The organism is Rhizomicrobium sp. (genome assembly GCA_037200045.1).
Taxonomy (GTDB): Bacteria; Pseudomonadota; Alphaproteobacteria; order Micropepsales; family Micropepsaceae; genus Rhizomicrobium.
In genome coordinates this window covers 110,639-123,281 of record JBBCHM010000002.1, presented here as the reverse complement: position 1 = coordinate 123,281, position 12,643 = coordinate 110,639, and the positions used below count along the sequence as shown (strand labels likewise).

The 12,643-nt window shown below is 66.7% G+C and carries 11 protein-coding genes; 6 read left to right on the top strand and 5 right to left on the bottom strand.

Translation table 11 applies throughout. The annotated features are described in order from the left end of the window. Window positions 1–344 precede the first annotated feature (344 nt). Window positions 345–1,754, top strand: a complete 1,410-nt coding sequence (locus WDM86_15875; protein MEI9991508.1) for a hypothetical protein — start codon at window positions 345–347, stop codon at window positions 1,752–1,754. A gap of 148 nt (window positions 1,755–1,902) precedes the next feature. Beyond that, complete coding sequence (locus WDM86_15870; GenBank protein ID MEI9991507.1) at window positions 1,903–2,757, top strand: sulfotransferase domain-containing protein; 855 nt, start codon at window positions 1,903–1,905, stop codon at window positions 2,755–2,757. 6 nt (window positions 2,758–2,763) lie between these two features. Here WDM86_15870 and WDM86_15865 read toward each other — a convergent pair whose 3' ends face one another. The 4 genes from WDM86_15865 to WDM86_15850 form a co-directional block, all read right to left on the bottom strand. Beyond that, on the bottom strand, window positions 2,764–2,970 hold the full coding sequence (locus WDM86_15865) for a hypothetical protein (protein ID MEI9991506.1): 207 nt from the start codon (window positions 2,968–2,970) through the stop codon (window positions 2,764–2,766). Beyond that, entirely contained in the window at window positions 2,967–3,284 is a 318-nt protein-coding gene (locus WDM86_15860; GenBank protein MEI9991505.1) for a DUF4258 domain-containing protein, read from the bottom strand. Before WDM86_15860 ends, WDM86_15865 begins: the two co-directional genes overlap by 4 nt. Window positions 3,285–3,315: 31 nt before the next feature. Then, window positions 3,316–6,207 (bottom strand): excinuclease ABC subunit UvrA, encoded by a 2,892-nt coding sequence (gene uvrA, locus WDM86_15855; GenBank protein ID MEI9991504.1) that lies wholly within the window; start codon window positions 6,205–6,207, stop codon window positions 3,316–3,318. A 243-nt stretch (window positions 6,208–6,450) separates the two neighbouring features. After that, window positions 6,451–7,872, bottom strand: a complete 1,422-nt coding sequence (locus tag WDM86_15850; protein ID MEI9991503.1) for an FAD-binding oxidoreductase — start codon at window positions 7,870–7,872, stop codon at window positions 6,451–6,453. Window positions 7,873–8,031: 159 nt separating this feature from the next. Between WDM86_15850 and ssb the strand changes: the two genes are divergently transcribed. The 4 genes from ssb (at window position 8,032) to WDM86_15830 (ending at window position 10,744) form a co-directional block, all read left to right on the top strand. Then, a complete protein-coding gene (gene ssb, locus WDM86_15845) occupies window positions 8,032–8,481 on the top strand; it encodes a single-stranded DNA-binding protein (protein MEI9991502.1) in 450 nt (149 codons plus the stop codon). Between the two features lie 13 nt (window positions 8,482–8,494). Beyond that, a complete protein-coding gene (locus WDM86_15840; protein MEI9991501.1) occupies window positions 8,495–9,136 on the top strand; it encodes a hypothetical protein in 642 nt (213 codons plus the stop codon). A gap of 65 nt (window positions 9,137–9,201) precedes the next feature. After that, window positions 9,202–10,233 (top strand): acyltransferase, encoded by a 1,032-nt coding sequence (locus tag WDM86_15835; protein MEI9991500.1) that lies wholly within the window; start codon window positions 9,202–9,204, stop codon window positions 10,231–10,233. Window positions 10,234–10,291: 58 nt separating this feature from the next. Beyond that, window positions 10,292–10,744 (top strand): DUF192 domain-containing protein, encoded by a 453-nt coding sequence (locus tag WDM86_15830; protein ID MEI9991499.1) that lies wholly within the window; start codon window positions 10,292–10,294, stop codon window positions 10,742–10,744. 15 nt (window positions 10,745–10,759) lie between these two features. Here WDM86_15830 and WDM86_15825 read toward each other — a convergent pair whose 3' ends face one another. Beyond that, complete coding sequence (locus WDM86_15825) at window positions 10,760–12,523, bottom strand: ABC transporter ATP-binding protein (GenBank protein ID MEI9991498.1); 1,764 nt, start codon at window positions 12,521–12,523, stop codon at window positions 10,760–10,762. Window positions 12,524–12,643 lie beyond the last annotated feature (120 nt).

Below are 12,643 nucleotides of genomic sequence, written 5' to 3'. Positions count from 1 at the left end.
TGGGCTGCGGCCGAGCCCGGCATCCAGAGGTAGATATCCCGCGCCGTGCCTGCAAACGCGCGGCGCCTGCCCTGGGGCGCCATGGCGAGCGCCGCCGGCCCCGCCAGACCGCCGATTTGGATGGATTTGTATGGTTACTGTGTTGGCGCGCCCGGCGTTGCTCCCGAATGGATATTCTACGTCTCGCCGGCGTTGTTCGCGCTAGCGCTGCCGATGTCGCGAAGCGGACCCACAACCGGCTGTTGCATGATCTTCGTCTCGACGTTTGCGGCTGTCGTATCGACTTCACGGAGCCAATATAGGATGAATCAAACCGGCCTCAGGGCCCGGGTGTGGGGGTTTGGATGAGCAAGGTTCCGGTTGGCGCCAGCATCGCGCACGCTTACGCGTTTCTGTTTGGCCGCTTCTTCCAGATCATCGGCACGGCATGGGTGCCGGCGCTGCTGTATGGGCTGGGCTATTTCGTCTTCCTGAGCGCGGTTCCCGGGCCGGCGTCCGCCTCCGGTCCCGCGGCCCTGGCGGCCATCGCGATCTCGATGGTTGTCAGTCTCGTGTTCTTTCTCGCCATCCGCTCGGTGCTCGGCATTTCGCTGACGCAGGAGGCCCTGGGCGTGCGCAAGGATCTGACGCTGGCGCATTTCGTGATCGGCCCGCGCGAGCTTCGGCTGTTCTTCGGTTATCTGCGCTACTACATCGTCTTCATCGTCCTCTACGCCGTCGTGCTGGCCGTCAGCTTCGGCGCCATGTTCCTGGCAAGGAAATACGGCGCGGGGCTTCTGCCGGCGACGGTAGTGGGCGGCAAGCCGGTTGCCGAGATCGCCGCCTTGGTGTTCGTCGTCATCGTCGCGATCTGGTTCGCGCTGTCGATGATCCGGCTGGTGTTCCTGCTGCCGCCGATCGCCTCGACCGAGCACCGCACGCGGCTGTCGCGCGCCTGGACGCTGACGCGTGGCAGCACGTTGCGCATTCTCTTCGTCCTCATCGGCACCTTCCTGCCGGCGGCGATCGCGTTCGGCGCGGTGTTCTATTTCGTGATCGGCCCGGCGGATTTGTCGGCGCTGGTCCAGGCCTTCCACAATGCTCACCCCGGCAACCCGCCGCTGCACGGCTTCCTGGCGGCGCACGCGCCCAAGCTGGCGCTGCTGGCAGGGGTGTTCGCGGCGATCAACGCGGCGCTGCTGGCCGGCGCGTCCGCGACCGCCTATCGCGCCGTCACCGGCCATGAGGATCCCGAGCTGGAAGACGACGCGGCTCTGGTCGCGCCGCTCCTGGCACCTGTGGAGGACCACCACGAAGAGCCGGCCGAGCATGGCGATCACGGCCATGGCGGCCAGGAAGACCACGGTCACGGCGGTCACGAGAACCATGGCCATGGCGATCACGACGACCACGGGCATGGGGGGCACGAAGACCACGGACATGGCGGCCATGAAGACCATGGTCACGGCGGCCATGAGGAGACGGCCGCCGCCGACGACGACGACAACCAGGGCCATGGCGAGCACGAAGAACACGGCCATGGCGGACATGACGACCACGGCCATGGCGGTCACGAAGACCATGGGCATGGCGCTCACGACGATCACGGACACGGCCATGGCGACGCTCATGCCGGCGGCCATGACGATCCCGGCCATGGCGGCGGCCACGACACCCATGGCGACGACGGACACGGCCATGACGACCACGGCCATGGTCACGGCGATCACGGGCACGGCCATCATGCGCAGAGCGGGCACGACCGCGCCGCGTAGACCGTCGATTACAAGCCGGACATCCGCTCAGGCAAGTTGTCTTCGGCGCGGCCGCCGGGACAGTCCGCGACAGATTGCGCGCGCGTAACTGGCGCCGGCACGGCGTCCGCGCCGATACCGGTTGGCGTGGGATTCGCGGACGCGCCGCATGTCGTTCGAGCTCGATGCCGATGCGATGTCGGCGCTGTTCACGCTGCCGGCCAGCGACGGCGCCTTCGACCCCGATCACACCGCCTATCTGCGCGCGCTGGGCCGCCGCCGCCCGTCCATCCTGCTCGCCTTTCCGCCCAAATGCGGCGGCACCTTCCTGCGCACCGCGGCGATCCACGCGGTGAACGGACAGTTGACGCGCGTGGTGCACGCCCAAGGCGGGCGCGACGCCACGCCCTATCTGCCGGTGTTCATCCGCTATCTCGCCGGCGGGTTTCCGCCCGACCCGCTCGTGACGCATGTGCATATGCAGGCGCTGCAGGCCAACCGCCATTTCATCGAGGCGCTCGACCTCAAGCCCGCGATCATGCTGCGCAGCGTGCCCGACATGCTGGTGTCCTATCTCGACATGCTCGACGCCGAGCCGGCGAGCTCGAATCTTTGGCTCAACATCGCCATCCCGCCGGGCTTCGCCGCGATGGACGAAGGGGCGAAGGCCGATTTCCTCATCGACACCGTCATGCCCTGGTATGCGAGCTATTACGCGACCTGGCTGGCCTATGCCGCCGAGGCGCCGGAGCGGGTGCTGGTCCTGCGCTATGGCGATCTGCGCCGCGATCCGGTCGGCGTGCTCCAGGCCCTGCTGGACCATTCCGGCCTCTCGCGCGGCGAGGAGATGTGCGAACTGGCGGTCGCCGCCACTTGGCACACCCGCTTCGAGAACCGGTTCAACAAGGGCGAGGAGGGCCGCGGCGCCGCGCGATTTTCGGCCGGCCAGTTGGACCGCATCGCGCGCCTGCTCGACTACTATCCCGAGACGCGGCGCTGGCGCCACGAGTTTTCGCCGGTGTAGCGGCGCTTAGACAGGCATCAATTCGAAGACGCGGCCGTATTTTTTTGCCGTCGCAATGTCGCCGGCTTGAAGCGCGGCTCGGACGGCTTCCAGCTTGTGTACGTCTTCCACCGAAAGGTATGGCGACCAGCCGCCTTCTTCTTCGACCAGTTCGATCGGTACTTGTGCCGCATATTTGCCAACGTGAACCAATTCGGTCGTGCTTCGCGTCATGGCTTTTTGCGCCTCATAAAATCCGCCGACCAACGCTCAGTTTCCGGGCGATAAGCCGTTACAAGCACGGCAGGCCGGGATGTCCCTTTGGCGATACCCCACAGGACGTGTACGGCGTCGCCATTGAGATCTGTTTGCAGCACCAAGACACAGGGTCCCTTTCCATAGTCGGGATAGGCCTCAATCTCGATCGCGAGGCGAACACTCGCGACGATTTCATCGAATTTAATACCATCCGCCGCCAGTTCGCGAAAGCCGTGCAGAGAAACGACTACATCGCCTCGCGCCACAAGCGCTTTGATGTCGTTCAGCACTTCGCTCAAAACAAGCTGCTCCGAAATCCAGCTATTCCGCCGCCTTCAACTTTTTCGCCGTCGCCTTTTCCGGCGCGCGGCTCTTCAGCAGCGGCTTCAGGTATTGGCCGGTGTAGCTCCGCGCGACCTTCACGACGTCCTCCGGCGTGCCGGACGCGACCAGCTCGCCGCCGCCGTCGCCGCCCTCGGGGCCGAGGTCGATGATCCAGTCGGCGGTCTTGATGACCTCCAGATTGTGCTCGATCACCACCACCGTGTTGCCGTTGTCGACCAGCTCGTGCAGCACTTCGAGCAGCTTCTTCACGTCGTGGAAGTGCAGGCCGGTGGTCGGCTCGTCGAGGATGTAGAGCGTGCGCCCCGTCGCGCGGCGCGACAATTCCTTCGACAGCTTGACGCGCTGCGCCTCGCCGCCCGACAGCGTCGTCGCCTGCTGGCCGACGGAGATGTAGCCCAGGCCGACGCGGGTCAGCGTGTCCATCTTCTCGCGGATCGACGGCACCGCCTTGAACAGGTCGGCCGCCGCCTCCACCGTCATGTCGAGCACGTCGGCGATCGACTTGTCGCGAAATTTCACTTCCAGGGTCTCGCGATTGTAGCGCTTGCCCTTGCAGACGTCGCACTGCACGTAGACGTCGGGCAGGAAGTGCATCTCGATCTTGATGACGCCGTCGCCCTGGCACGCTTCGCAGCGTCCGCCCTTGACGTTGAAGGAGAACCGCCCCGGCTGATAGCCGCGCGCCTTGGCTTCCGGCAGTTCGGTGAACCAGTCGCGGATCGGCGTGAAGGCGCCGGTATAGGTCGCCGGGTTGGAGCGCGGCGTGCGGCCGATCGGGCTCTGGTCGATGTCGATGACCTTGTCGAGATATTCCAGCCCCTCGATGCGGTCGTGCGGCGCGGGATGCTCGCGGCCCTGGTTGAGCTTGCGCGAGGCGGCCTTGAACAGCGTCTCGATAGTGAGCGTGGACTTGCCGCCGCCCGACACGCCGGTGACGCAGGTCAGCGTGCCGAGCGGGATCGACGCGGTGACGTTCTTGAGATTGTTGCCCTTGGCGCCGACGATTTTCAGCCAGCGGTCGTGCATCGCCTTGCGCCGCCGCGCCGGCACGGGAATCTGCTCCAGGCCCGTCAGGTACTTGCCGGTCAGGCTGTTGGGATTGCGCATGATCTCGTCCGGCGTGCCCTCGGCGACGATCTCGCCGCCATGGATGCCGGCGCCCGGACCCATGTCGATCACATGATCGGCGGTGCGGATCGCCTCCTCGTCATGCTCGACCACGATCACGGTGTTGCCCATGTCGCGCAGGCCCTTGAGCGATTCGAGCAGCTTCTCGTTGTCGCGCTGGTGCAGGCCGATCGACGGCTCGTCGAGCACATAGAGCACGCCGGTCAGGCCCGAGCCGATCTGCGATGCCAGCCGGATGCGCTGGCTCTCGCCGCCCGACAGCGTGCCGGAGGCGCGCGCCAGCGTCAGATAGTCGAGGCCGACATTGTTGAGGAATTTCAGCCGCGCCCGGATCTCCTTCAGGATGCGCGCCGCGATCTCGTTCTGCTGCTTGTTCAACTTCTTGTCGATGTCGCGGAACCAGGCGTCGGCGTTGCGGATCGACTGCTCGCAGACCTGGCTGATGTGCAGGCCGCCGATCTTGACCGCCAGCGCCTCCGGCTTCAGCCGATAGCCCTTGCAGACATCGCACGGAGACGTGTCCTGGAAACGCTCGAGCTCCTCGCGCACCCAGGCGGAATCGGTTTCCTTGAAGCGGCGGTCCATGTTCGGGATGACGCCCTCGAAGCTCTTCTTGGTCTCGTAGCGGCGCAACCCGTCGTCATAGATGAACTTGATCTCGTCCTCGCCCGAGCCGTGCAGGATGATCTCCTTCGCCTTCTTCGGCAGGTCGTCCCAGGCCTCGTTGAGCGAGAATTTGTAGTGCCGCGCCAGCGCTTCGAGCGTCTGGAGGTAGTAGGGCGACGAGCCCTTCGACCACGGCGCGATGGCGCCCTTGCGCAGCGTCAGCGAACCGTCCGGCACCACGAGCGCCGGATCGAAATAGAGCTGGGTGCCGAGCCCGTCGCAGGCCGGGCAGGCGCCGTGCGGATTGTTGAACGAGAACAGGCGCGGCTCGATCTCCGGAATCGTGAATCCGCTGACCGGGCAGGCGAATTTCGACGACATGAGAAGCTGCCTGGGCGAGCCGTCCTTGTCCTTCTCGTCGGCGAATTCGGCGATGACCAAGCCGTCGGCGATGCCGAGCGCGGTCTCGATCGAATCCGGCAACCGGTTGCCGAGGTCCTTCTTCACCGCGATGCGGTCGACCACCACTTCGATGTCGTGCTTCAGCTTCTTGTCGAGCGCCGGCACGGCGCCGATCTCGTAATACTTCCCGTCGACCTTGACGCGCTGGAAGCCCTTCTTCTGCAGCTCGGCGAATTCCTTGCGGTACTCGCCCTTGCGGCCGCGCACCATCGGCGCCAGCAGATAGAGCCGCGTGCCCTCGGGCAGCGCCAGGATGCGGTCGGCCATCTGGCTGACGGTCTGGCTCTCGATCGGAAGGCCGGTGGCCGGCGAATAGGGCACGCCGACGCGCGCGAACAGCAGGCGCAGATAATCGTAGATCTCGGTGACGGTGCCGACCGTCGAGCGCGGGTTGCGCGAGGTCGTCTTCTGTTCGATGGAGATCGCCGGCGACAGGCCCTCGATATGATCGACATCGGGCTTCTGCATCAGTTCGAGAAACTGGCGCGCATAGGCCGACAGCGACTCGACATAGCGGCGCTGGCCCTCGGCATAGATCGTGTCGAAGGCGAGCGAGGATTTGCCCGAGCCGGAAAGCCCCGTCATCACCGTCAGCGAGTCGCGCGGGATCTCGACATCGACGTTCTTGAGGTTGTGCTCGCGGGCCCCGCGGATGGAAATGTTCTTTAGCATCGCTCTTTCACTTCGTCGAAACGCGCACTTTGGCTGCCGGGCTTCGCACCCGCAACCGCGTGCCTGTCATGGTCCCTGGATTTCCGCGGCGGCCGGGCCGCGAGGCGGATTATCTGGGGACGGAACCCGCAAAGCGCAAGCCTTGCGGGAATCGTATGGAACATAACAAGAACATCCGTTCAGCGCCATGGTACCCCGCGCCACGTCAGGAATTTGGCAGCAGCGTTTCGCCCGCCGCCGCGCTCAGGCCACGCTCTGGGCGTGGTGGAACACGTTGTCCGGGTCGGCCTTCGCCTTGACCGCCTTCAGGCGCGGCAGGTTCTGGCGCCAATAGGCCTGCTGCCAATCGGCGAGGTCGAGGTCGCAATAGTTCACATAGGCGCCGCCGGACCAGGGACGCATCGCGGCATGGAGCCCGCGAAGGTCCGCCAGGCGGCGCGCCCCGGCGCCCGGATTCTGCCAGCTCGTATAGTACTGGATGCAGAATTGCGTCCCGGCGCGATAGGCGAAGGCGGTGGCGTCGGCGCCGACCCGCGCGAGGGCGCCGCCATAGGCGTCGCAGATCGCGATCACCTCGTTCGCGGGCAGCGCGGCGATGCCGCCAATCAGGGTCTCGATGCCGGCGTCGTCGAGCGGGGTCGTCACGTAGTCCGACTTTCCCTTCGAGTATTTGGACTCGTAGCCCCAGCCGCCGGAGAAGTGGTCGACGGCGGCGAGGAAGCTCATCGAAGAGATGGCCAGGCCGTTCGCCGGCTCGGCCGCATCCGTCAGGGCGCGCAATTCGCGCCGCAGCGCCGGGGCCGAGCCCGTCGATTGCCCGGCGATATGCATGACGATGCGGCCGTCGCCGCGCTTGGAGAGCTTGAAGATGCCGGTAATCCCGTCCGGCGCGCGTGGCGCCCAATCCTGCCAGGCGCGAAACAGCGCCAGGGCCTCGCGAAGCTTCAACGTCCAGGTCGCGGCATAGACCGCGACCGGACCGATCGGCTCTATCGCGAAGTCGAGCCGCGCCACGGCGCCGAACGTGCCGCCGCCGCCGCCGCGGCAGGCCCAGAAGAGATCGGCATTCGTGTTCGCGTCGGCGCGCACCGGTGCGGCATCGGCATCGACCAGGTCGAGGCCGACGAGGCTGTCGCAGGCGAGCCCGCGTTCGCGCGCGAGCAGGCCGAAACCGCCGCCCATCGTGTGGCCCGAAATGCCGACGGTCGGGCAGGAGCCGCCGGGAAAGCCATAGCCGCGCGGACCGACGAAACGGTAGATGTCGCCCAGCGTGGCGCCGGCGCCGGCCGAGAGCACTTCGGTGCGCGCATCGAAGGAGATGGCCTTCATCAGCCGCGTGTCGATCACGACGCTCGCGCTCTGCGAGAAGCCCTCGAAGCAATGGCCGCCGCTGCGCAGCGCGAAGGGCAGGTTCTTGCCGCGCACCCAATCGAGCGCCTGTGCCACGCCGCGCGCGGTCTTCACCAGGATGCGCAGCGACGGCCTGAGCTCGGTGCGAAGATTGTAGGCGGGCAGGGTGCTCTCATAGAGCGCATCGCCGGGCCGGACGAAAACCGCGTCCTCGGAAGCGATGTTCGGCAACGGTGGCGTTGCGGCAGGCGCGCCCTTCAGGATCGCCGGCGCCGCGACGAGGCCGGCGGTGAATGCGCGTCGGGAAAGTTTCATGGTTCGCCTTCTTGCCCAATCATACTCAACGCGGATCGCGGCGGTCTTGTCACGGAACAAACAGTGAACTAAGATGCCCACAGGCACCAAGTGCCGGACCGATGGTTCTTGAAGCCGTCGAGGCTTAGGTTCGGCGCCAACGAGAAACGGAGACGGGTCATGGCGGGCAGCGTCAACAAGGTCATTCTGGTCGGCAATCTGGGCAAGGATCCGGAAACGCGCCGCATGACGAGCGGCGATCCGATCGTGAATCTCTCGGTGGCGACCTCGGATAGCTGGCGCGACAAGGCGAGCGGCGAGCGCAAGGAAAAGACCGAGTGGCACCGCGTCGTCATCTTCAACAAGAACCTGGCCGAGATCGCCGAAAAATATCTGCGCAAGGGCTCCAAGGTCTATCTCGAAGGCGCGCTCCAGACGCGCAAATGGACCGACAAGGACGGGCATGAGCGCTATTCGACGGAAGTCGTGCTGCAGAACTTCAACGGCACGCTGGTGATGCTCGACGGCAAGGGCGAAGGCGGCGGCGGGGGCGGGCGCGAACGGGTCGGCGCCAGCGAGGCGCCGGCCAGCTTCCAGCGCGAAGAGATGGACGACGAGATTCCGTTCTAGCCCGGTCCGTCGCATGCGATTTGCACCGGCGGCCCTGCTTGCGCTTGCGCTCGGCGGCTGCGCCACGGCGTCGGGCGAGCCGTCGGCGAGCTTCGTGAATTCCGAAGTGGCGCGCTCTTACATACCGCTCGAAGGCCGCACCTATGCGGTGATGGAGAACCGGGGCGCCGCGTTCGTCCTGGCGCCGGGCATCGCGGTTACCAACGCTCACAATGGCGATTTTCTCGGCGACGCCGCGGTCATCGGGACCTCGCGCAATTACGATCTGCTGTTCTTCCGCGTCGATCGCGCGGCCTCGCCGGTCTATGGCCAGCCCATAGTCGGCGAGCGCGTCATCGCCTACGGCCAGGGCCCGCATGGCGAGGTGCGCGAGGCGCGCGGCGTGGTCAGCCTGCTCGACCGCGCGGTCGAGGCGCGCTGCGAAACTTGTATCGTGCAGGGCGCCTTTATATACGAGGGCAATGCCGGTCCGGGCTTCAGCGGCGGGCCGGTCGTCGACGCGATCAGTGGCGCGATCGTCGGCGTCACCTTCGGCTACAATGACGAGAACGGTCATCGCTTGATGTACGCCTATCCCATGAGCCGCGTGCGCAACGAGCTGGCGGCGATCCAGGGCCGGCTTCCCACCGAGATCGACGGCGGCGGAGCCAGGTGATGGGTCGCGCGTTGCCGGGTCGCGGCTGATTGTCCATGGCGCAGATGCGGACAGGAACCACGACAGTGGCCGGCGCGTCCAGCGCGCTCAGCCTGTTCCGTTTCTCGCTCGCTTTGATGGTGATGTCGGAACATCTGTCGGGCCTCGTCCCTCCACAGACCGGCCGGCTGGCGGTGGAGGCGTTCTTCTGCATCAGCGGGTTCCTGATCTCCATGGTCGCGACGACGCGCTATGCCGGCCGGCCGGCGGCGTTCCTGGCCAACCGGTTCCTGCGCATCTATCCGACCTATTGGGCCTGCCTCGCCGTCGGCGTCATCGTGGTGCTGCTGGTGCCCACCAGCACGGCGCTGCATCCCTCGCTCCTGCTGCCGGCCACGGCCGCCGACTGGATGGCCAATCTCGCGGTGTTCGGACTGACGCAGCAGACCGTCAGCCGGCTTTTGCCGGCGGCGTGGTCGCTGCACACCGAATTGTGGTTCTATCTCGTGGTCGGGCTGCTGACGGCGGCGCGGCCCAGGCTCACCTATTTCCTGCTGCCGGTGTCGCTCGCCGTCTCGGCCTATTGCGCCTTCTGGTGGTCGCCGGTGTCGTTCTACGGCACGCCGATCGGCAACGCGGACGCCTTCTTCATCGGCTCGACGGTGTTTCTGCTGCGCGACCGGTTGCGGCCGGTCCGCCCCCTGCTGGTCGCGGGGATCGGTTTCGGCCTGTTCGAAGTCCTCGCCTGGGGCCCGTTTATCGGGTCGCAGACCGTGAACGAGTTTCTCGGCGCGCCGGCGGCCGGCATCCTCATGCTCGGCCTGTGGAACAGCCGGCTGGACGAGGCGCTGCGGCCCGCCAAGGCCCTGGCCGGTGCGCTGGGCCGGCTCTCCTATCCGCTCTTTCTGCTGCACTGGCCGCTGGGGGCGCTGGCGATCCGGATCGCCGGGGTCGGGCAGAGCCTGGAATTGCTGCTGATCGCCGGTGTGTTGTCGCTTCTTGCGTCCCTGGCGGTGCTGCGGTTCGTCGAGGACCCGCTGGTGCGCGTTCGCGCCACGATCCGCAAGCCCCGGCCCGAGGCCGCCCTCGGCGAAGCCATGTCGGCGATCAGCGACTGACCGTTCCGCGCGAACGCTGGTATACAGGCATGCCCATGCGAAGATGTGAAAGGCCCTCATGCGTCGCGCCGCAGTCCTGATCGCCTTCGTTTTGCTGGCGCTTACTCCGGCCGGCGCGGCGGCGCTTCCGACCGAAGCCATCGCCATCCAGGCCCACAACGGCCGGCATGTCTTTCATGTGGAGCTTGCGGCCGACGATGCCGCGCGCGCGCTGGGTCTGATGCACCGGACCCATCTGGCGCCGGACGCCGGCATGCTGTTCGACTTCGGCGCGCCGGTGATGACGGCGTTCTGGATGAAGGACACGCCCTTGCCGCTCGACATGCTCTTCGTCCGGCAGGACGGGACGATTTCGACCATCGCCGCCAACGCCGTCCCTTATTCGACCGCCGAGATCTTGGCCGCCGAGCCGGTGCGGGCGGTCATCGAGATCAATGGCGGGCTTGCGAAGAAGTTGGGAATTGTGCCGGGCGACCGCGTCCGGGCCTCGATCTTTCCGAAGCTTCGGTAATCCCGCGCGGCCTATCTATTGGGTCGGCGCATCGTCGGCCAATGATCCATCCGTCATGCGAACGACACGGTCGCACAGCGCGAGCGTTTCGGCGCGGTGTGCGATCATGACGATGGTGGGTCGCGGCTGCATCTCAAGCAGGCGCTGCAAAAGCGTACGTTCGCCGTCGATGTCGATCGCATTCGTCGCTTCGTCCAGGACGAGCAGCCGCGGCTCGCGCAGGAGCGCGCGGGCGAGCGCGATGCGCTGGCGCTCGCCGCCGGAGACCAGCGTGCCGCGCTCCCCGACGACGGCGTCCAGCGCGCCGTCCATGCGTTTGACGATCCCGTCGGCGCCCGCGAGCGCAAGCGCCTCCCACATGTCGCTCTCGCTCGCGTCGGGCTTTGCCCAGAGAAGATTGCGCCGGACGGTATCGTGAAAGAGAAACGGGTCCTGGGAGACATAGCTGAGGCGCGACCGCCAGGCCGCGAGCGTGGCGTCGTCGAGCGCGACGCCCCCCACCAGGACACGGCCCGCCTGCGGCCGGAGCAGCCCGACCAGCAGATCGGCGAAGGTCGTCTTCCCGGCGCCGGACGAACCGGCGATGCCGAGCACCGTGCCGGGCGCGATCGTCAGGTTCACCGCCCGCACGCCCTGCGCCTTGAGATCGTCCGCCTGGGGATGGCGGTAGGTCACGGCCTCGAACACGATCTCTCCCTCCAGCGGCCGCCGCGTCGCCGCGATTTGCGGGCGCGGCGGCGGCCGCAACTCGGCGAGAAGCTCGGTGATGGATTCGAAGGCCGGCAGTCCGTGCGCGAGCTGCTGGAATCCCTGCTGGATCTGCATCGCCGGGCCGCTCATGCGTCCGATCACCAGCACGAATGTGATGAGCACCGGCGCCGGCAGGTTCAGCACGGCAAATCCGACCAGCACGACGATCATGCCGACCAGCGCGGACAGCGTGACGAGCGCGGAACGCGTCGCCGATTGCCGGCCGAAATATTCGAGCTGAACGGACGAGAGATCGGCCAGCGTCGTGCGAAACTCCGATACGAACCCGCCTTGCAGATCCTGGCTGACGGCCAGCTTGAGGCCGTCCAGGAACTGGCTGGCATTGTCGATCAGGGTCAGATTGGTGGCGCCGACGAAGCGGCCCAGCGCGCGGGCGCGGCGCAGGACCGGCACCATCGCAATCGCGCCGGCGACGAGGAGCGCGAAGGAAAACAGCGCCAGCAGCGGCGACAGCGCGAACGAAATCGCGCACTGCGCCAGCAGGATCACGCTGGCGATGACGGCCTGCAGCAGAAAGTTCATGGCCGCGGAAATGCGCTGGATGTCGTTGCTCATGATGGTCAGGACCCGGGCATGGCGCAGCCGCAGGACCTGGTCCCAGCCGGCTCCGGCCAGGGCCTCGGCGACCGCGCCGCGCAGATGCTCGACGAAGCCGATCTGCAGGGACATGACGGTCCGGTCGCGCAGCGCGATCACGACGCCGCGCACGACCATCAGGATCGCGAATCCGCTCATCAGGATCGCGAGCCGTCCCGAGGCCGTGGCGGTGCCCAGGACGGCGAATAGGTCCGCGACCGCGCGCTGAAACCCGCCGGCCGCGCCGCCCATGCCCATGACCAGCGCCAGGAACGGAATGATGAGCAGAAGCCCGACGCCCTCGAACACCGCGCCCAAGCCGATGTAGAGCAAAGCGAGCAAACCCCGCGACCCGGCGAAGTCGGCGATCGCGCGGACGAGCGACAGAAACGCGCGGCTGCCGGCGCGTGCCGATGCAGGGTCTGTTTTCATGGCTCTGGCGGTTAGAGGTCGCGGCGGGACACTATAGAGCGGAGATTGCTCGCGAAAGCGCCGGGCCGCCCTTTGACACCGAGAGACCGGCTGGCGTAGGTCGAGCCGCCGATCCCTGCC

Bases quoted from the DNA above. Each gene is read 5' to 3' on its own strand.
- WDM86_15875 (MEI9991508.1), top strand. From the start codon at position 345: ATGAGCAAGGTTCCGGTTGGCGCCAGCATCGCGCACGCTTACGCGTTT.
- uvrA (MEI9991504.1), bottom strand. From the start codon at position 6,207: ATGCTAAAGAACATTTCCATCCGCGGGGCCCGCGAGCACAACCTCAAG.
- WDM86_15850 (MEI9991503.1), bottom strand. From the start codon at position 7,872: ATGAAACTTTCCCGACGCGCATTCACCGCCGGCCTCGTCGCGGCGCCG.
- WDM86_15825 (MEI9991498.1), bottom strand. From the start codon at position 12,523: ATGAAAACAGACCCTGCATCGGCACGCGCCGGCAGCCGCGCGTTTCTG.
- ssb (MEI9991502.1), top strand. From the start codon at position 8,032: ATGGCGGGCAGCGTCAACAAGGTCATTCTGGTCGGCAATCTGGGCAAG.
- WDM86_15865 (MEI9991506.1), bottom strand. From the start codon at position 2,970: ATGACGCGAAGCACGACCGAATTGGTTCACGTTGGCAAATATGCGGCA.
- WDM86_15830 (MEI9991499.1), top strand. From the start codon at position 10,292: ATGCGTCGCGCCGCAGTCCTGATCGCCTTCGTTTTGCTGGCGCTTACT.
- WDM86_15870 (MEI9991507.1), top strand. From the start codon at position 1,903: ATGTCGTTCGAGCTCGATGCCGATGCGATGTCGGCGCTGTTCACGCTG.
- WDM86_15840 (MEI9991501.1), top strand. From the start codon at position 8,495: ATGCGATTTGCACCGGCGGCCCTGCTTGCGCTTGCGCTCGGCGGCTGC.